This is a genomic window from Novipirellula herctigrandis (assembly GCA_007859835.1).
GTDB lineage: Bacteria > Planctomycetota > Planctomycetia > Pirellulales > Pirellulaceae > Novipirellula_A > Novipirellula_A herctigrandis.
This window is the reverse complement of the sequence record SJPJ01000001.1, coordinates 3,447,375-3,468,726: the sequence shown is the minus strand read 5'-3', so window position 1 is coordinate 3,468,726 and position 21,352 is coordinate 3,447,375. Positions and strand designations below refer to the sequence as shown.

Sequence of the window (21,352 nt, the reverse complement as noted above, 5' to 3'; positions counted from 1 at the left end):
TTTTTTTAGTTTTTTTTGTCGGAACCCAGGCAGAATCCGGCGCCGACGTGGATATATCAGTAATGGATCTCAACTCACACGAAAAAGGCAGCCAGTTGCTGCAGCTCTTCGCCCGGCACAACCGGGCGTTGCGGGCTTACTCGCGGATGATTCTGCCGTCGGTGGATCCGATCGATGATGTCATGCAGGAAGCCAGCATCGTGATCTGGGAAAAGCAGGACCAATTGCGGTACGCAGAAGAATTCCTTCCCTGGGCCAAGACCATCGTACGAAACATCAGCTTCCGATACCGACGAAAGCTGGTCGTTGATCGACACGTTTTTAGCGAGGATCTGGTGAATTCACTGCTTGATGAAGGCGAGGCGGAGCAAGCCGAATGTGATTCGTCGGCGCGAGAATACCGTGCACTCATGTCTTGCCTGAACAAGCTGCCCGAGGAACGCAAACAACTGATTCTGGCTCCTTATCGAAAGCCCGGCGCCGTCAAAGAACTGGCTGCCAAAGCGAATCGTTCCCCCAATAGCCTTTACAAAGTTGTGCAACGGCTTCGCGTCAAATTAATGGACTGCGTCGAAAACGAACTCAACACGGAGCCCGTCTCATGATGAATTCCGGCCGGCTCGATGAGCTAATTCAGAAATACGTCCAAGGAAACTTGGCGGAATCGGAACTAGAGGAATTGTCACTTCACCTGCAGAAAGAGGAAGCTGTCGAAGAACGCCGTAAGCTGAGGCTTGCCCTCAAGGCCGACGCTTACCTTGAGGAAGCGGCGGCAGAGATGGGGCAGGAGGCGGATTGGAATGAGCCCGTCACCAAGGGCAACGTCTTATCGCTGAAACCTCGCATTTGGGCGATGGTTGGCGTTGCCGCAAGCATTGCTGCTGTCATCACCGTGAGTTTCTTGGGGTGGTATTACCAGCCCGAAGTACTCCCGATTGAGAATGGACTTGGCGTGGCCACCGTGCTTCGGATTGACGGCAAAGGACATACGCGTCCGCAGCATCCTTTATCCCGCGGTGATGCTTTGCAAGCTGGTGACGAATTGACGATGTCCGAAGGTGTCATCGAACTAGTGTTTCGTGATAGCGGAGTGCATGCCATCGCTACGGCGCCGCTTACCCTGACGGCTGAAAGTTCAGAACGCATTTTCCTTCACCGTGGGGATATCAAACTGCACGTTCCGCCCCAGGGCATCGGTTTTGTCGTCGAAACAGCAGAGCGAGAAATCACGGACCTCGGGACGGTTTTTGTTGTCACCGCTCGCAAGAAGGCATCCCAAGTGTTTGTGCTCGATGGGCAAGTCGCGATTGAGAAACGCGGCGGGAATCGGGGGCGATTGATGACGGAAGGTGAGGTGGCGAGTTTTGGTCAAAACGGAAAATTGAGCCTGCTCACGCAGAAGACGGACGGGATGCCGGAACTGTCACAACCATCCTTTGACCAAAGCGTGCAATCGCTATCGGGCAAGATTTACAGTTTTGGAAGCGATGATCTCCCTCAAGCACCAGCCATGGATGACCTGATGGGACTGCGGTTCTCCTCGGTAATTCGATCCGGTTTTCGAGACCGAAGCAGTCTCGAAGGACTCGATTCAGGCAGTCCGCTTCGCTTTGCCGGTATCGCCGGTGCATACAAGCAGTTTGCAGAGCGCAGTGGCCTCCATCCCGATGTAGTCAGTCGCGCTGGCTGGCTCACCTGGTACAGCGGCCAACTCACTCCACCCGGTCCCGGACGCTATCGTTTCTGGGGATACGCGGACAACAACCTGCTGGTCGCGATTGATGGGAAACCTGTGTTTGACGGGTCACGATACGATTCAGCCTTTCGCGAAATCGTTCACGTGCCAAGGCAAGACCATCCCGCCTGGCCCTGCCTGAATGCTTTGGCTGGCTTCGCATCGGGACCGTGGATCGAAGTGGGCGACGATCCGGTCCAATTCGACCTGCTGTTTGGAGAGAAACACGGCAACCTTACGTTTGGCCTGCTATTAGTGGAACGAGAAGGCGCAGACTATGAGAAAACATTCTGGGGTCAACCGAAATGGCCGCTCCTGCTGACCGAGGAACCCAGTGAAACCCAACGAGACGAACTCAGTCAACTGCGTACACACATGGAAGAAAAATTGATGGGATCGTTCTCCGTTTCCAACGATGCCATTTGGGATGCGAGAATAACCTCACTTGCGCGTTGATCGTGCAGCGACAAATCCGGGGACCAGCGTATACACGCTACATTTTGTACTTCGACAAACAAACGCAATACGAGATAAGAATGACAAAGCGATTGACGATATCGGCACTATTCCTGGTTGCATTCGCCTTCACGGCGCAGGCCGACAGTCCACCGCCCAACGTCGTCTTGATTCTCTCGGACGATCAGTCGTGGACCGACTACGGTTTTATGGGGCATCCTGAAATCCAGACACCGAATCTTGACAAACTGGCAAAGCAGAGCGTCACCTTTCGAAGGGGCTATGTGCCAACGGCATTGTGCCGTCCCTCGCTATCGACTTTGATCACGGGACTCTATTCGCACCAAAATCTGATAACAGGAAACGATCCCGCTAAGACTCCTGAGAACCAGCGGCATGCGATGGAAACGGGCAAGGATCCCCGCGAACTCTTGATTTCCAACATCGATAGAAACATGACGGTGCCCCGTTTACTCGCTCCGAAAGGATACCTCAGCTTTCAATGCGGCAAGTGGTGGGAGGGAAGTTACGGACGCGGCGGATTCACGCATGGAATGACGCGTGGCTATCCCGAGAAAGGTGGCCGACACGGAGACGACGGATTGAAGATTGGTCGGGAAGGAATGCAGCCTGTCAATGATTTCATCGACACCGCGATCAATGACGAAAAGCCATTCTTTATCTGGTATGCACCGTTCCTACCTCACACCCCGCACAATCCTCCAGAACGTATTCTGAAGAAATACCAACAGTCGGGGCTCACGAAATCGATCGCAACTTATTATGCGATGTGCGACTGGTTTGATGAAACGTGCGGTCAACTGCTTGATCGACTTGATGAAAAGGGCGTCGCCGATAACACACTGGTGATTTATGTCACTGATAACGGTTGGGTTCAGGACCCAGATCACGGTGGCTACGCACCACGATCGAAACGAAGTCCCTACGAGGGTGGGACACGTACTCCAATCATGTTTCGCTGGACCGGTAAGATCGAGCCCGCGGACCGGCCTGAGCTTTGCAGCAGCATCGATGTTGTGCCGACGATTCTCGCGGCGACGGGTGCGGAAATCCCCAAGCAACTGCCTGGCCTGAATTTGCTGCCGCATCTGCAGGACGCTTCACCCATCAAACGCAACGCGATTTTTGGCGAGTCGTTCGCTCACGACATCGCCGACATTCAAAACCCGCAAGCGTCGCTGTTGTATCGTTGGGTGATTCGCGACCACAGTAAACTACTTCTCACGTACGACGGTCAACCTGGCAAAATGAAGTATCCGCCGACGGGCGGTCAGCCGCAATTGTTTGACTTGGCGTCTGATCCGCACGAGAAGGTGAACCTGGCATCGAAGCAGCCAGCGCTCGTTGAGGAACTCAGTGAACGGCTTAACGAGTGGTATCCAGTGACGGAGCGAAAGGTGGGCGTCGTGGCTTCACCAACAAAGCAGAAATAGACACAAAGAAACCAAACCACAACTTATCCGGATCCCATCTTGAATTCTCGACGCTCCAAGCTGTTCTGTCTCGTAAGATTTATCTGCCTCGTGGTGGGGTGTGCCGTTTCGTTGGCGAGTTCGGCGGCTGATGAACAACCGCCTAACATTCTGCTGATCATTACTGATCAGCAGCATGCGGACATGATGAGTTGCACCGGGAACAAGTTCCTCAACACGCCAGCGATGGACAGCTTGGCTCGAGACGGTATCCGGTTTGCCAACGCCTATGTGGCCAACCCCGTCTGCGTGCCCAGTCGTATCAGCATGGCGACAGGCGTAATGGCCGGTCGACTCGGCGTGCTGAACAACGGCGATAAAGCCAGCGTTCCATTGGAGGTCGACAACAGCTCACTCGGAAAAATGGTCAAGCGCGCCGGATACGATACGTTCTACGGTGGCAAGGTACACATGTGCTCTGAGCTAGAACCCCTGAACGCCGGCTATGACGAATATTTCAAGGATCAACGCGAGGCATTGCCGGGGGCGTGCATTGATTTTATCGAGCGGAAGCGGGACCGACCGTTCTTTGCCGTCGCTTCGTTCATCAATCCGCACGACATCTGTTTCGCATACCGCGCGTACAAAGGTAAGTCGCAGAAGGGAAAGCAGAGTGTCGAACATCTTTATCAACAAGCGTCCGCAATGTCACCTGAGCAACTTCCACCGTTGCCAGACAACTTTCGAATTCCTGATCTTGAACCGGATGCGATCGATCTCTACTCCAAGGCAAATGCCGTGACTCCCGCTGGCACGATGCGAAAGGTCTACGATCAGCGGCAGTGGCAGATCTATCGCTGGATCTACTGCCGACTCACCGAGCAAGTGGATCGACACATCGGACGCATTCTCGATGCGATCAAGCGCAACGGGTTAGATCAAAATACATTAATCATATTTACCAGTGACCACGGAGACATGGACGCCTGCCATCGCTTGGCCTCGAAGGGGCGGTTCTACGAGCAATCCGTTCGTGTTCCACTTTTGATGCGATACAAAGGCAGGATCACTCACCGCGTCGACACAAATTTGGTGTCCAGCGGGCTGGATCTTCTTCCGACGGTATGCGACTACGCAGGCCTGGAAGCACCGAAGGGTCTGTTGGGGAAAAGCCTGCGCCCGCTTGCTGAATCGGATCATGTCGATCATTGGCGTGACTATATTGTGACGGAAAACCACACGGGACGAATGATTCGCACCGTCGACTTCAAGTACTGCGTATACCGTGACGGCGGACTCCGAGAATCCCTCGTCGACATGCGCAATGATCCCGGTGAAATGGATAATCTTGCGACCGCACCCAGGCACGCCAGCACACTTCGTCAGCACCGCCGTTTCCTGGAGCAATGGATCCAGGCATCTGACGACAAAGACGCCGAAACGTTCGCGATTACTGCCCAACGGGATAGCAAGTAGAAGGTTGCTCACACATCAGATCACCAACTGAAAACCTAAGAAACTGATCGACTTGCGAAGTCATTTCCGAACAGTTGACCAACTTATTCAATCCATCGAAACGCCTGCATTCAAAGTAAGTTTTTTCAACCTATCAAGCAAAAGTGCATAGGAGCAAATCATGAAAGTCAGAAATCGACGTCAATTCTTGAAGACTTCGGCGGCCGCAGGCGCTGCAATCGCGGCGCCCACCATTGTGCCCTCATCTGCTCTGGGACTTGGCGGCGCCGTCGCTCCCAGCGATCGGATTGTTGTCGGTGGCTTGGGCATCGGACCACGCGGGACCACCGACCTAAAGTGTTTTCTCGGCAATTCGGATGTGCAGTTTGTCGGTGTTGCTGACCTGCAAAAGTCGCGGCGTGACGCCGTCAAGACGCTTGTCGACGGCACGTACGGAAACAAAGACTGCGTTTTGTATCAAGACATGTACGAGATTCTTGGCAGGGATGATGTTGACGCGCTGCTGATCGCGACCGGTGATCGCTGGCACACGATGGCCTCCATTCTGGCTGCGAAAGCTGGCAAGGACGTCTACTGCGAAAAACCGTGTTCACTGACCATCGCCGAAAGCCGCGCATTGGCCGACGCGTATCGCAAGTACAACCGTGTCTATCAGGCGGGGACACAACGGCGCACCATCGGTAACTTTGAATTTGCGAAGAACCTGGTACAAGATGGCAAACTCGGAAAGCTTCACACCATTCACGCCAATACGCGACCACCGGCTACCAGTCACCATTGGCTGCCCGCCGAACCAGAACCTGCGAAAGACGTTTGCGATTGGGATCGCTGGCTCGGTGCATGTCCGTGGCGACCGTATAACTCACAGTACGTTGCCGGTCGCTGGCGTGGGCATTTTGATTTTCATGGTGGCGGAATTCTCGAATGGGGTTCACACACGGTTGACCTCTGCCAATGGGCAGCCGGCAGAGACAACACCGCACCGGTTCAGTACATCCCGAATGCCGATGGAGTGGAATGCATTTATGCCGATGGCTTGAAGCTGGTCATGCGTAGCGAAGGCTGGATGGGCATGGGCACGTGCAGTGTCCGCTATGAAGGCGACGACGGTTGGATTGAAACCGGTGATTCGGGGAACTTTATCCTCGAACCGGAATCGCTGCGTACTCAGCAATCGGTCTTCCATCGTGCGGGAACGGATCCGACAACCCACATCCGCAACTTTCTGGATTGTGTGAAGACGCGAGCGTTGACCAATGCGAACGCTGCGGTCGTGGCGCAGTCACACGTCGTGTGTCACGCTGCCTACATCGCCTGGCAACTCGGTCGAACATTGAAGTTCGATCCCATGACGGAGGAATTCGCAGGCGACGAAGAAGCCAACCGCATGCGTTCTCGCGCCATGCGTGAACCATGGCGAGTTTAAACGTCGGATTGCGTTGAGCGGTTGTTTGTGGGGAAGTGGAGATTGAAAAAGTTAAAATGAGAACTGCAAATTTCAAAATGAATGAATCTCAATGAGCATCGGAGATGATTGCTATGGATCGAAGAGGTGAAAATCTTGAAAATCGGCTATTGGACATTGCGGCCCGTATTGGAAAAGCCGTGGACGCACTTCCTGACACTCGGTTGGGACGACACATCGCAGAGCAATTGGTCCGCAGTGGTACGTCACCAGCTCCCAACTATTCAGAAGCCTGTGCAGCAGAGAGCAAGCGTGACTTCATTCACAAGCTGGGGATTGCTCTAAAAGAACTACGTGAGTCACGGACGTGGATCAAGTTGAACATCAAAGCCGAGCTCTTGCCGTTAACTCGAGTCTCACCATTGCTAGATGAAGTCAGTCAGCTTTGCAACATTGTCGGTAAGTCAATCGTCACCGCGAAATCAAATCAAGAAAGCTCAAAACGCGCGTCGTCACCGCCCTGACGACCCACACAATTCACTTTGCATCTTTCAATTGTCAATTTCACTTTTTCAATTCTTCTCCACCAACATTCCATCCCAACAGTCTTCCATGACCACACTTCGCCCAAGATATTTCGGTTCCGTCCTCGTTTTACTTCTCTCGTTTCCTCTATCCGCATCGGCACAGCAGCCTCTTCCGGCCGAGGGTGATGAATCGCAATTGTTGGCGGTTTTAGATTCCGATGCCGAGTTGTTCGACAAAGCCAAAGCTTGCCAGCGACTGGCGATTATCGGCACGTCAAAGTCGGTGCCTGTGGTGGCGAAGCTGCTGGCCGTTCCGGAATTGTCACATTACGCACGAACCGCTTTGGAATCGAATCCTAGTTCAGAAGTTGATCAGGCGTTTCGCGATTCGCTCGCAGAATTAGAAGGACGGCAGCTTGTCGGTGTGATCAATTCCATCGCTGCTCGTCGAGATACGCAGGCCGCCGGCGCGTTGGTTCGTCTTGCGGCCAGCGGTGACAACGAGGTTGCGGTGGCGGCTGTTTCTGCATTGGGTGCGCTCGCCACCCCAGAGTCTATCGCGGCAGTTCAGCAGGCGCTACGTGGCAAGGAATCGCTACATGTCACCGCAGCAGACGCCTTGCTGACCGCAGCAGACAGATTGCTGATGCAAGAAAAGAACGCGGATGCGCTGAAGGTTTTGGCGGACTTGCGCTCAGCCGAATTACCGAAGCATATCAACGTGGCGTCGCGCTTCGGCGAAATCCGAGCAGGTTCACAGAACGTGAACGAGTTGATGGCTTCCTATTTGAGCGATGACGATCAAGCTCTGTTTCGCATCGGTTTGGAACTCGCACACAATTTGGCAGATGCGAAGACCACGGAGCAATTGTTGACTCAACTCGATTCACTCTCATCCGACCGCCAAATCCTGTTGATGCATGTGCTGGGTGATCGCGGTGACACGTCAGCGCTAAAGGCGGTAGTCGATGCGGCAGAGTCTGGTGATGCGAGTATGAAAATCGCGGCCACTCGAGTCATCGGCAAATTGGGTGATGGCACCGTGCTTCCTATCCTGCTAAAGGCGACGCTCTCCGACGACGAAACTCTTGCAACCGAAGCACGCGACAGCTTGGCGATACTTGGTGGAGACGATATCGACTCGCAGCTAGCAACACGCTTGGAAAACAGCGACGGACAAGAACGTTTGGTACTCGTTGATGTTGCCGGTCGACGCGGGATCAAGCGTGTGATCCCGTTGCTGTTGAAATTCGTTTCGGCCGATGATCCGGAGTTACGTAATTCTGCCATCGATGGCCTGGGGATGACCGTCGGACTCAAAGATTTTCCACCGCTAGTCGATCAAATGTTGGCGATGGGATCTTCGGAGTCCGCCAAACCGATGAAGGAAGCTCTGCGGAAAGCGTGTCAACGCATGGGCAACCGCGATGCCGCGTCCAAGGTACTGCTGGATCGAATGAATGGCGTGTCGGCTGCGGACCAAACCGAGTTGATGGACCTGCTTATCTATGTCGGTGGCGAAGAGGCTTTGGCTGGCGTGAAGGCCGCAGCCGAAGGCGGCGAGAATTCTGCTGCTGATGCTGCGACGCAGGCGCTCGGAAGATGGTTGACACCAGACGCCGCCCCGGTGCTGCTGGAGTTGGCTCAATCAGGAAATTCTGAATACCGTGTCCGTTGCCTTCGCGGCTACATCCGTATCATTCGGCAATTCGGCCTGAAATCTGGTCAGCGTTTGAAGATGAGCAAGCAAGCATTCGCCGCAGCGACACGAGATGAAGAACGCAAACTTGTGCTCGACACGCTCACGAGGTTCCCGTCCGCGCAAGGCCTCAAGTTCATCACACCGCACCTGAACAACTCGTCACTCAGTGAAGACGCGAGCAAGGCGGCCGTTACGATTGGTGAAAAGATCGTCGACAACGATCCAGCATCGGTTGCGGCCGTGATGCCGAAAGTCATCGCCGTGACAAAAGACTCGATAATCGCCGACCGAGCAAAAGTACTCATCTCGCGTTCGATGTCGAAATAGAATGACCTTGAGGAGAGAACGATAGGATCGTTTTCCCTTCACGGAACATGCCGTTTGGAAAGCGGCAAAGTGATTCGTGGCGAAACCAAAAAGGAAAACCCGATGCGGGTTACCAATAATTTTTAAACCGTCTCTATGAAGAACAACATGAAAATCATCCTCTGCCTACTGTCATTTTTTTTGATCGTGACAACCGCGACCGCTGCTGAATCGAGACCTCCGAACATCGTTTTGATTCTTTCCGACGACCAAGGCTACACCGACTACGGTTTCATGGGGCATCCGGAAATCGCAACGCCCAATCTCGACAAGCTTGCGAAGGAAAGCGCGGTGTTTCGGCGTGGCTATGTTCCGACCGCGTTGTGCCGACCGTCGCTGATGACGCTGATCACCGGTTTGTATTCGCATCAGAATAAGACCACCGGAAACGACCCCGTAGGTACGCCAGCTAACAAGGCTCACGCCGAAAAAGCGGGGAAAGACGCCAGGGAAGTACTCATCTCCCACATTGATCAGGCCGGTGCTCTTCCCAGGTGGCTGGCAAAGAAAGGCTATGTCAGCCACCAGAGCGGTAAGTGGTGGGAAGGTTCCTATCAACGAGGGGGATTTACCGAGGGCATGACCAAGGGGTTTCCCAACAGGGGCGGACGACACGGCGATGCGGGTCTCAGGATCGGACGCGATGGAATGGAGCCGGTCTTTGATTTCATCGATCGCTCCGTGGCAGCAGAAAAGCCATTCTTTGTTTGGTACGCACCCTTCATGCCACATACACCGCATACTCCTCCAGATCGACTATTTGAAAAGTATATCAACAAGGGAGTACAGGAACGAATCGCCAAGTACTATGCGATGTGCGAGTGGTTCGATGAAACCTGCGGCGCGTTAGTGAATCACATCGATGACTCGGGTATCAAAGAAAACACACTCGTGCTATACGTCTGCGACAACGGCTGGATTCAGACCGAACAAGGCAGCTACGCACCGCGATCCAAAATCAGCCCCAACGAATTTGGCACACGCACGCCAATCATGTTCCGCTGGCCGGGAACCATTCCCGCGGCCGATCGGCCTGAGCTTTGTTCGTCAATTGATTTTGTCCCGACGATTCTCGCCGCCACTGGAGCGAAAGGACCACACGACTTCCCCGGGCTCAATCTTTTTCCGCAGTTGAAAACCGGTAAGGCCATTGAACGCGACACGTTGTTCGGCGAATCGTTTGCACACGACATCGCCGACATCGAGAATCCGCAGGCGTCGCTTCTCTATCGCTGGGTGATTCGCGGTCACGACAAGCTGCTGCTGACCTACGACGGAGCGCCGGGGAAGATGCAATATCCGCCCGAAGGTGGCGAACCCCAGCTTTATGACCTGAAGGGGGATCCTGACGAGATGGTTAACCTCGCTTCAAAGAAGCCCGATCTCGTGAAGGACCTCAGCGGCCTTCTCACAGATTGGTATGACCCGACCGAACGCCAGTCCGGCAAAGTCTTTGCTGCAGCCGCAAAGCCACAGCGGGAGTCGAGAAGAGAGCCTCGATAGGGGCGACATTGCCGCTCACCAACACTCCAAACACTTTCATCGATGACTCACACCAAATTCATTTATCAGTGTTTCCTCGTTCTAGTGGCCGTCGTGTCCACAACAGCCGCGACCGCCGCCGAACGACCCAGGAACGTCGTCCTTATTTTGGCGGATGATCTTGGATGGGCGGACACCACGTTGTACGGAACGACGTCTCTCTATGAGACGCCGAACATTCAACGGCTCGCCGCGCGTGGCATGACGTTTACCAGCGCGTACGCCAGTCCAATCTGTTCGCCGACGCGAGCCAGCATCATGTCTGGCCAGAATCCCGCCCGGCATGGGATGACCGCGCCCGCCGCGCACTTACCGGAGGTTCGCTCTGAGGCGTTTGCGAATACGAACGGACCGCCACATCAGAAATGCACCAACGTCAAGTCGTCGACGCGGCTTGATCCGTCTGTGCCGACTCTGGGGAAGGTTCTGAAGGATGCCGGTTACTCGACCGCGCATTTCGGCAAGTGGCATCTGGGACCTGAACCACATTCTCCGCTGGAACTCGGTTTCGATGTGGACATCCCTCACTGGCACGGCCCCGGACCGAAAACCAGTTACCTTGCGCCTTGGGGCTATGAGAATCCGGATTTCAATGAGGGCGAGCCGGGGGAACATATCGAAGATCGCATGGCGGAGGAGGCCGTGGCGTGGTTGAAAAAACGCGATCGCACCAAGCCGTTCTTCCTGAACTACTGGCAATTTTCCGTGCATGCTCCGTTCGGAGCGAAGCCTGAGTTGATCGAACGCTATCGCAGGAAGATCCGGCGCGGTCCCAAAAAAGACTACACAGCTCAGCAGTCGCCGACCTATGCCGCGATGGTGCATTCTTTGGATGATGCGGTCGGAAGTCTGCTCGATGCACTCGACGCCGAAGGAATTGCGGACGAAACCGTCATCGTCTTCTATTCGGATAACGGCGGAAACATTCACTGCGGCCTCGAGGAGACCGATGCTGCGGGCGAAAAATACATCACGGCCATCACCAGCAACCACCCGTTGCGCGGCGGCAAGGGAGGCATCCATGAAGGTGGCGTTCGCGTTCCAGCCGTGGTCGTCTGGCCCGGTGTCACCAAACCCGACTCGCGCAGTAACGCTCGCATTCAATCGAACGATCTGTACCCGACGATTCTTCGCATGTTGAACGTGGACCGACCGAAGGACCATCCAATCGATGGCGTTGACTTTGCAAAGGCTCTTCGCGGTGAAGAGATGGATCGCGGGCCGATGTTCACACTTGTACCAAGTCATGGAAACACGCCGCAGTGGCTTCCGCCGTCGATGTCCGTGCATCACGGTGACTGGAAACTGATCCGCACCTTCCACTACGGCGAAGACGGGAATCATGATTATCGGCTGTACAATCTTCGGGAAGACATCGGCGAAAACAACAACCTCGCGGCGGTTCACCCGGAGAAGGTCAAAGCACTCGACCAGTTGATTGAGGATTACATTGCCGAGGCGAAAGTCGTCGTCCCTGTACCCAATCCGAACTTCGACCCCGCCAAGTTCGATCCGTCCTTGATCGGCGTGCAGGCGGGCGGTTTGAAGATGCCTCCATCGAACAAGCTGCAAGCGAAACCCGGCGCTGGCAAACCTGCGGCGACTGTCAAAAAAGAATCCATGCTGGGATGGATCGCCAAAGGCGCCGACGTAACGGTCGAGGGCGATTCATTGCGACTGACACCGAGCGGGCGGCAGGCCTTTATTGCCAACGCTAGCGTGCGAGCCAGCGGCCCGGTGGAATTCAAGCTTCGAGTCCGAACACGCGTGGACGCAGCGGCCCGGCTGCAGTGGCGCACCGAAGGCCAGCAGCTCTTTCCAAAGGACAGCCAGAGCAAATCATTCCAAGTCGCTGGCGGAGACTGGCAGGAGTTGACCGTGCCACTCGATGTCAAAGGCCGCCTCGTACATGTACGATTTTTTCTGTCGGACTCCAAGCGGCCAACGGAGATCGACTGGATTGAAATCGGACCGAAAGATGGAAACGACGAAGACCGAAAGCGATGGGATTTCGATGCTGCGGAGAAAGTTCAGTTCCAAAGTGGGATAGGCTTCCAGCCTGTCGAGAACAAGAAAGAAAAGACAGTCTGGAAGCCTATCCCACATTCCCCCAACATCATTCTCGCCAATGACCTTGGTTACGGTGACGTCGGATGCTATGTCTGTCCAGACATCAAGACGCTCGACGATCAGAAGATCGCAGAGCATACGCTCGTCTTCGTGACCAGCGACAACGGCGGCGCGCAGGGCACATCGCGCAACCTGCCACTCAGCGGCGCCGAGCCACGTCCGGACACACCGTTTGACGGGGTAGACCTGCTGCCCGCTCTCAACGGCAAAACAGAACTCGAAGCGGACCGGCCACTGTTCTTTCGTCGCCGCACGGTCAGCGTGCGTCAGAACCAGAACGTCATCCGGCAATCAGCGGTTCGTCGCGGAGATTGGAAATACCTGCGGACATACAGCACACGCGACAATATGAAATTCATGGCTGAACTTTGCAATCTCTCGGGCGACATCGCCGAAGAGAGGGATCTCTCCGCATCCGTCCCTGAGAAGTTGAAAGCACTTGGCGATCTGCTCGACCAATGGGAAGTGGAAATGAGCAAGACAGCGGCTCCCTTTACTCCTGCTGCCCCGAAGAAGAAAATGAACAAGACGAACCCATAAGAGAATTCAAACACATGAAGAACTGTAGAACCACCCTCCTGTGCGCGGCGTTTGCTTTGCTCAGCGGATTTACCGCCAATGCAGCCGATCATCCCGGCAAGCCGAATATTCTGTTCATCCTGATCGACGACATGGGCTGGCCAGACCTGGCCTGCTACGGGCACCCGTTTCACGAAACACCGGTGATCGATTCACTGGCGGCTGAGGGCGTACGTTTTACCGACTTCTATGCCACGCCCGTTTGCTCGTCGTCACGCAGTACCATTGAGAGCGGTCAGAATTCGGCGCGTACCGGCATTACCGACTTTCTGCCCGGCCATTGGCGGCCGTTTGAGAAACAGATCGTACCGCCGATGCCGCAACAGCTCCGCCATGATCTGACGACACCGGGCGAGGCGCTCAGGGCGGCAGGCTACGTCACTGGCTATTTCGGCAAATGGCATTTGGGTCGTGGGGCGGAGTTTGCACCGGATACACACGGCTATCAGCATACCGAGCAGACTTTGAAAGAGATCGGTTTTATCAAGCGGCGCGGAAAACGCCCAGCTGGACCGAAGAGTATCGATCTGTTTACTGATCAGGCTGTCTACTTTCTCGAAAACTACGCGGGCAAAGACAAGCCGTTCTTCTTGCACCTGTCGCATCGTGCGGTGCATATCCCGATTCAGGCGCGGGAGGAGACGATCGCCAAGTACGTCAAAAAGGAGAAGCCCGAATCCGGCGTTAACCATCCCGTCTACGCCGCCATGATCGAAGACCTGGATACCGCGATCGGCAAGCTGCTCAACAAACTTGACGAGCTCAAACTCAGCGACAACACCGCCGTGGTGCTGGCCTCCGATAACGGCGGACTGGTAGAGGTCTATACGGGCGGCGGCCAGATCGTTTCAACCAACGCGCCGCTGCGCAGCGAAAAAGGCACCATTTACGAAGGCGGCATCCGGGTGCCTTTGATTGTCAAATGGCCCGGCGTCGTACCAAAGGGCAAGACGAGCACAGTCCCAACCGCAACGTGGGACCTGCTGCCAACCTTCTGTGCCATGGGGCAGGCCAAGCAACCGACGCAGACGATAGACGGCGTCAACTTGATGCCGCTGCTTGAGAACCCGACCGCCAACCTGGCACGCGACGCCATCTACTTTCACTATCCGCACTATCATCATTCGCGGCCGGCCAGCGCGATGCGCCAAGGGAATTTTAAGCTCATCGAATGGTTGGAGGACGGACGCTTGGAGCTTTATGATCTGAACGCGGATATCGGCGAGTCAACGAATCTGGCGGCATCGCACCCGGAACGCACCGCAAGCATGGCGGCAGAGCTCAAACAATGGCGGACACAGGTCGGAGCGAAGATGCCAATACCGAATCCGAAGGCGAATGCGGCAAAGGCGCATCTGTGGTACTCACGGAGTACTCAGGAAGAACTGGACATCAAGGCCTTCGGCGATCGCTTCGAAAAAGCGGCCTCAAAGCCATACTTTCGGCGACCTCAGCCGTGAATGTCATCAATGCTTGAATTCCGGGTTGATCCTCAACTCGTGACAGACAAGGATAGACAAACAGTGCCAGTTCCCAACGGCCAGAGGACATGATGCGGCCGGGAGGACTTGGCACTACTAAATTCCACGCCCTGGCGAACGTCGCTAGGATATCAACAATCCAACCAAATCCGAACATTACAGCGATGAAACTCAATTACCTCCTGCCTGCTGTTCTCATTTCAACGTTCGCGGTTGGCGCGTTTGCTCAGGAAAAACGCAACAACAAGAACGCGCCGAAGCAAACGTGGCGCGTGCAATTGCTTCACAAGGACAACAACGAAGGCATCGCCGTTGGTGACATTGATGGCGATGGCAAACCTGATATCACCGCCGGCGAATTCTGGTATCAGGCTCCCGACTTCAAACAACGGCCGGTCCGTGCACTCACAGCTTTCGGCGACGACTACTTGTCAAACAACTCCGAGCACCTTTACGACATGGACGGTGACGGTGATCTTGACGTGCTTGCCGGAACCTTCAAAGAAACCCTTGTGAATTGGTACGAGAACCCCGGCGTAGGGAACTACGACGTGGAAGCATGGCCCGTCCACCGAATCGTCGATACGGGGACCGCGCACAACGAAGCCACGTTTCTGCATGACATCGACGGAGATGGCACACCTGAATTCATCGAGAACTCATGGAACGTGAAAAATCCCACGCAGATCTTTCGACTGATCAAAGGCGACGACGGCAGTGTCACCGTCGAGCGACATGTTGTTTGCGAAAGCGGCAATGGACATGGCATGGGGTTCGGCGACATCAGCGGCGACGGAAAACAGGACATCGTTTTCCAAGCTGGTTGGTATGAGCAACCCGCAGCGGGCGCTTTCTCAGGCCCTTGGACCTATCATCACGATTTCGATTTGCCACATGCAAGCTGCCCACTGCTTATTCAGGACCTGAATGGCGACGGCAGAAACGATCTCATTTGGGCGGACGGTCACAGCTACGGTCTCTACTGGCACGAGCAACTGGAGTCGCGCCCCGACGGTTTAACCGCTTGGCGTCAGCACCTGATTGATAAGAAGTTTTCACAGGGCCACGCCCTTGCCTGGGACGACGTTGATAACGACGGCGAACCTGAACTGATCACAGGCAAACGCTTCCACGGCCACTCAGGCCGCGATTCAGGCGCACATGACGACATCACCGTGCAGTATTATGACTGGGCTCCGAAAACAGGAACCTGGGCAAAGCACTTGATCTCAACAGCCCCCGCAGGTGAAGGACCTGGAATCGGATTGCAGATTCGCGTCCACGACCTCGACGGCAATGGTTGGAAGGACATCGTTGTCCCAGGAAAAAGCGGCACGCACATCATTTGGAATGACGGCAGGTGAATACTCGACTCGGAGAATTCGCAAGAACTTGAGACCGCTCCGTCGAATAGGATGTGCGGTTGCAACACAATTGACGCAGAAACTTTTAGGATCATATACATGAGAAGCCACATTACTTGCTGTCTGGCCGCTGTCTTGGCTATCGCTTCGCCCGCGTTTGCCGCTTCGCCCGCGTTCTGTCAGGACAAACCAAACGTAGCGACGCCAGTGAAACCGTCCGCGAAACAAACCTCGACTAAATCAACCAAGAAGCCCGACGTCTATGACGCGTCGGTCCCCAAGCCGACGCAGTCGCTGGTCCGATACGGTGATCACCAGCGTCACGTGCTTGATTTCTGGAAGGCTGATTCGGACAAGCCCACACCTCTAGTGTTCATCATTCATGGTGGCGGGTGGCAGGGCGGTACCAAGGAGCGTGCCAACCGTTTCGCCGATGTCGCGCAGTTGTTGAATGCCGGCATCTCCGTCACGTCGCTGAACTATCGCTACGTGCGGCAAGCGGCGGAGCAAGGAATCGAACCGCCCGTCAAGGCGCCGCTGCATGACGCGGCCCGCGCGCTCCAGTTTGTTCGCAGCAAAGCCACGGCGTGGAACATCGATAAGAATCGCATCGGCGCGGCGGGTGGCTCCGCCGGAGCCTGTTCCAGCTTGTGGATCGCTTTCCACGACGACCTTGCCGATCCCAAGAGCACGGACCCGGTCGCGCGGGAGTCAACTCGTCTGTGGTGCGCGGCCGTCATTGGCGCGCAGACCACGCTCGATCCCAAGCAGATGAAGCAGTGGACGCCCAACAGCAAATACGGTGGCCACGCGTTTGGCCTGCCGAATTTCACGGCGTTCCTCGACGGACGCGAAAAGATCCTGCCTTGGATCGCCGAATATTCACCTTACGCATTGGTCAGCGCCGACGATCCACCGGTGTACCTGCTCTACAAAACGCCGCCCGCGATCGGCGAGCCACAAAAAGACCCGACTCACACCTCCAACTTCGGCGTCAAACTGCAGGAACATTGCAAGGCGATCGGCGTCACCTGCGAACTGGTCTATCCCGGCGCTCCGGATGTGAAGCATACGACGACCACGGATTACTTGATCGCAATGCTCAAGGACAAGAACTAGCTGGACAACGCGACGTTGCGGGGCATCTACAATGAGCGCAAAGCTTCAACACAATCCTCTCCAACGATCCAGAATGAATCGAACAACCCGACTCGCCAGTGTTCTATTTGTCCTGCTCCTTGCATTGACGCCGTCGCTGGCACATGCAGACGTGACACTTCCAAAGATCTTCTCCAGCAACATGGTGCTGCAACGTGAATTGCCCGTGCCGATTTGGGGAATGGCTGATCCGACAGAAAAAGTCGCTGTGAAGTTTGCAGGCCAGTCCAAACACACGAAGGCAGACTCGGATGGTAAGTGGATGGTCTTGCTAGATCCGCTCGCCACATCCAGCCAGGAACGGCCGTTGCTTGTGGAAGGAAAGAATAGGCTGGAACTTTCTGGTGTACTGGTTGGCGAAGTTTGGCTGTGCAGCGGGCAGTCGAACATGGCTGATTCGTTTAACTCCAGTAAGAACCGACACATCGAACCGGAGTATTTCGAGAAAGGCTTGACCCGAATGCGAGTCTCGACTCGGCACGGTTGGACAGGAATCGACGAAAGGACACAACGGACAGTCTCGCGCGTTGGATTCTACTTTGGCGAAAGGCTGTACCGTGAACTGGATGTCCCGGTCGGTTTGATCCTGCGTTACAACTCCGGGACACCGATCCAGGCTTGGATTCCGAAAGACGACTCGGAAGTCATCCGAAAACGGCTTGGCATCCCCGAAGGCTGGAATGACGTCCAGGACAACCGTAACCCAGGCGTTCAGTACGCCGACAAGATTGATCCGATCGTACCGGTCTGCTTTCGAGGCGCGATCTGGTACCAAGGCGAGCGAAATGCCAAAGCACAAACGGGCTTTGAGTACCGACAACTCCTGCCCTTCATGATCGAAAATTGGCGACAACTATTTGCGCGTCGCGCGGGATTGCCAGAACGAAAGTTTCCCTTCTATTACGTTCAGGTTCCAACTCAAGACGCAACGGGCGAGTGGCCTTGGCTGCGAGACGCCATGCGACGCGCGCTTGCGACCACTCAAAACACCGGGATGGCGGTCTTCTACGACCACGGCCCCAGCCTGCATCCGCATGACAAACAGTATGCGGGACAGCGGCTGGCTCTCTGGGCACTGGCGAAAGACTACGGCAGATCGGAGCTGCCCTATTCGGGGCCATTGCTGCAGAACGTTGAATTTCGCGGTAACACGGCGCAACTTTCCTTCGACCATGTCGCAGACGGGCTCAGCAACCCCATCGGCGACGACTCAAACCTCGACTTCTTTGAAATCGCCGGCAAAGACGGCAAGTACGTTCCGGCTAACGCAATGATTGTTGGTGACCAGGTTCATGTGACCAGTCCGCAGATCAATACGCCGAAATACGTGCGATATCTTTTTCGTAAGCCAGAGCCTGATCCCGCCATCAGCCTTGTCAACTCAGCGGGCCTGCCTGCATCGAGCTTCATAACGGATGACTTCAAGCCGCCGCGAGAACCAATCACGCAGCACGCGCCAAAGAGAGAACTCACCGAAGCCGAATGGACCACGCGGAAAGCAAGCCGACTCGCAAAACGTGCCGAACAACAGACGCCTTCGGGCAAACCATCGCCAGCCAAAGCAATGAAAGCAGAGGACGCTGATGGTGGTGTACTGACGGAAGATAATGGACTTGCGCCAGAAGTCACGGACTTATCGTCCGATGACATTTCATTCGCCCAAGAGCAGCATCTTCCGGATCTCAAGCGACCGTTTCTTGACACGTCGCCTGAGGACATGGCGGACGGGATCGAAGTGGGTGAACTTGGATTGGACAGTGGAAATAAGGAGATGATCTTGGCTTTGGCGCGAGAGATTGCGGTAGGGCAACATGGTGAAGTCGATAGCCTGTTGATCCACCATGATGGTCGACTGATTTTTGAGTCGTACTACCGGCGCGGGCGAGCCAACTATCCTCACTACCAGATGTCGATCACCAAGTCCTACACGGCATTGGCTCTGGGCCGCGCCATTCAACTTGACTATCTGAAAATGTCCGACTTGAATCGACCTGTGCTCGATTTCCTAACGAACATCGATCAAAGCAGACTCGCCACGGGCTGTGACACGATCACGTTGAATGACGCGCTGAACATGCACTCGGGGATTCGAGTTGCCAAAGAGACAGTCGAGAAACTGCGAAAGTCACGGAGCACGTTGAAGGGCCAAGGTCAGATTCAGGCGTACCTTGAAAACACAGCGCCGATCACGACTGAGTCCAAGCAATACAAGTACCAGTCATCGGACCCGTCGATCGTGATGCAGGTGATCGAAACGGTGGTGCCCGGGACCGCGACGGAATTCATCAACAAGGAATTGCTGGGGTCGCTGGGAATTTCCAAATTTGGATGGCAGGATGACGTGAGTGGACTGCCGAAATCAGCCGCCGGCAGCAGCATGCGGTCGCGCGACATGATCAAGTGGGGGATGCTGGTTCAAAGCGGTGGTCAGTGGGATGGCGAGCAATTGATACCGGCCGACTTTGTCCAAAAAGCGACATCCAAAATCCACACCAATCCACAAGACACGTCATACGGATTTTTCTGGTGGCGCAACAACGTCGACGTCGATGGGAAGACATACGACATGAAATCAGGTCGCGGGGCCGGTGGTCAGTTCATCATGATGATTGACGAACTGAATTTGATCATCGCCATCACTTCGCACAATAAGGGCATGGGCAAAATGCTCAAGACGGCACCAGAACGAATTGTTCCCGCAATTGGATCGAAAGGTAGTTAATAAACGTGGGCTGGAAGCCTATCCCACTTTTTAAACCAAACCTGAATCCAAAACTCCATCATTTCACCCCAAGGTCCAATCTTGTCAAAAACATTTCTCATCTGCTTTGTGATCGTGACAATGTCAGCGTTTTCATCCGTGAACGCAAACGATGCGATCAAGACGAAGATCCTGGAACTCTATCCCCAAGCTGACACCAACGGCGATGGCGTCATCTCTGATGCGGAAGAGGCAATGGTGAGCCGGCAGGCTTTGAAGAGACATCCCAAGGCCGACAAAGATGGAGACGGTGTTCTTTCCGATGCGGAAAAGCAGTCTCTGCTTCGGATGGCTGCGAACAGAGCAAAGCCGAAGCCATCCACAACATCAACGGACAAAGCAAAGAAGACGCCGAGCTTTGCCAATGTGAAGTATGGTGAACACGAGCGACAGGTTTTCGACATTTGGCTGGCTGACGCAGACGAGCCGACTCCATTAGCCATCTACATTCATGGGGGAGGATTCAAGAACGGCAGCAAAGACAAGCTGAAGCCGAACGAGCTTTCTGAACTGCTAGACGCGGGGATATCGGTTGCCGCCATCAATTACCGCTACCTCACGATTGCCCCTTTGCCTGCAGCCCATCACGACGCTCGGCGGGCTTTGCAATTCATGCGTTCCAAAGCAGTCCAGTGGAACATCAATAAAAACAAGGTTGCTGCATTCGGTGGGTCGGCTGGAGCGCAAATCTGCATGTGGCTGGCCTTCAGCGACGAGATGGCGAAGCCTGATAGTCTGGATCCCATTGAGCGAGAATCGACTCGGCTGACATGCGTTGCAACCGCCGGAGGACAGACATCCAATGGGGTCGAATTTTGGAGCAAGACCATTGGGCCTCTGCTGGGAGAGAACAAAAAGATCGAATCGCTCTCCCTCCCTTTGAACGGAGAAAGCGATCCGAAGAAGGTCCGAATGGCGATGTGGGGCGCAAAGACACTGGGCGAAGCCAACGAAATCGCTTTCCGCCATTCTGCTCTGGACATCGTCTCTGCTGACGATCCGCCGATTTTTATGAGCTACGGAATGTCGCCCACTGACAAAATGCCAACTGATCCCAAGCGGGTACGCGGATGGCTCATTCATCACGTAAACCTTGGAATCGCACTAAAGGAGAAAGCCGACGCGATCAAAGTGGAAGCCCACTTGAAACACCCCGGTGCGAAAACCAAGTACCAATCACTTGTCGATTTCTTCGCGGCCAAGTTGCTGGAAGAGCAATCCACGCCGTAGCCGGTTT

Annotated in this window: 14 protein-coding genes; all 14 read left to right on the top strand. The window is 54.9% G+C overall.

Features of this window, described 5'->3' with window-relative positions; genetic code table 11:
* Nucleotides 1-62: 62 nt before the first annotated feature.
* The 14 genes from CA13_RS12785 to CA13_RS12720 all read left to right on the top strand — a co-directional run bounded on the left by CA13_RS12785 (nt 63) and on the right by CA13_RS12720 (nt 21,345).
* On the top strand, nt 63-605 hold the full coding sequence (locus CA13_RS12785; protein WP_419194264.1) for a sigma-70 family RNA polymerase sigma factor: 543 nt from the start codon (nt 63-65) through the stop codon (nt 603-605).
* Nucleotides 602-2,191, top strand: a complete 1,590-nt coding sequence (locus CA13_RS12780; protein ID WP_146397210.1) for a FecR domain-containing protein — start codon at nt 602-604, stop codon at nt 2,189-2,191. The genes CA13_RS12785 and CA13_RS12780 overlap by 4 nt, the downstream gene beginning before the upstream one ends.
* A gap of 80 nt (nt 2,192-2,271) precedes the next feature.
* The gene (locus tag CA13_RS12775; protein WP_146397208.1) at nt 2,272-3,645 is read left to right on the top strand and encodes a sulfatase family protein; all 1,374 of its coding nucleotides are present in this window, start codon (nt 2,272-2,274) and stop codon (nt 3,643-3,645) included.
* A gap of 39 nt (nt 3,646-3,684) precedes the next feature.
* A complete protein-coding gene (locus tag CA13_RS12770) occupies nt 3,685-5,100 on the top strand; it encodes a sulfatase family protein (RefSeq protein WP_146397206.1) in 1,416 nt (471 codons plus the stop codon).
* Nucleotides 5,101-5,260: 160 nt separating this feature from the next.
* Nucleotides 5,261-6,526 (top strand): Gfo/Idh/MocA family protein, encoded by a 1,266-nt coding sequence (locus CA13_RS12765; protein ID WP_146397204.1) that lies wholly within the window; start codon nt 5,261-5,263, stop codon nt 6,524-6,526.
* Between the two features lie 113 nt (nt 6,527-6,639).
* A complete protein-coding gene (locus tag CA13_RS12760) occupies nt 6,640-7,029 on the top strand; it encodes a four helix bundle protein (protein ID WP_146397202.1) in 390 nt (129 codons plus the stop codon).
* A gap of 88 nt (nt 7,030-7,117) precedes the next feature.
* A complete protein-coding gene (locus tag CA13_RS12755) occupies nt 7,118-9,061 on the top strand; it encodes a HEAT repeat domain-containing protein (protein ID WP_419194263.1) in 1,944 nt (647 codons plus the stop codon).
* A gap of 147 nt (nt 9,062-9,208) precedes the next feature.
* The gene (locus tag CA13_RS12750; RefSeq protein WP_419194262.1) at nt 9,209-10,603 is read left to right on the top strand and encodes a sulfatase family protein; all 1,395 of its coding nucleotides are present in this window, start codon (nt 9,209-9,211) and stop codon (nt 10,601-10,603) included.
* Nucleotides 10,604-10,645: 42 nt separating this feature from the next.
* On the top strand, nt 10,646-13,312 hold the full coding sequence (locus tag CA13_RS12745) for a sulfatase-like hydrolase/transferase (RefSeq protein ID WP_146397196.1): 2,667 nt from the start codon (nt 10,646-10,648) through the stop codon (nt 13,310-13,312).
* Nucleotides 13,313-13,326: 14 nt separating this feature from the next.
* Nucleotides 13,327-14,811, top strand: coding sequence for a sulfatase (locus CA13_RS12740; RefSeq protein WP_419194261.1), 1,485 nt, complete (start codon nt 13,327-13,329; stop codon nt 14,809-14,811).
* 185 nt (nt 14,812-14,996) lie between these two features.
* Nucleotides 14,997-16,196 (top strand): FG-GAP repeat domain-containing protein, encoded by a 1,200-nt coding sequence (locus CA13_RS12735; protein ID WP_419194260.1) that lies wholly within the window; start codon nt 14,997-14,999, stop codon nt 16,194-16,196.
* A 99-nt stretch (nt 16,197-16,295) separates the two neighbouring features.
* Nucleotides 16,296-17,315 (top strand): alpha/beta hydrolase, encoded by a 1,020-nt coding sequence (locus CA13_RS12730; RefSeq protein ID WP_146397190.1) that lies wholly within the window; start codon nt 16,296-16,298, stop codon nt 17,313-17,315.
* 73 nt (nt 17,316-17,388) lie between these two features.
* Nucleotides 17,389-20,076, top strand: coding sequence for a serine hydrolase domain-containing protein (locus CA13_RS12725; RefSeq protein ID WP_419194259.1), 2,688 nt, complete (start codon nt 17,389-17,391; stop codon nt 20,074-20,076).
* An 81-nt stretch (nt 20,077-20,157) separates the two neighbouring features.
* Complete coding sequence (locus tag CA13_RS12720) at nt 20,158-21,345, top strand: alpha/beta hydrolase fold domain-containing protein (RefSeq protein ID WP_419194258.1); 1,188 nt, start codon at nt 20,158-20,160, stop codon at nt 21,343-21,345.
* The last annotated feature ends 7 nt before the right edge of the window (nt 21,346-21,352 follow it).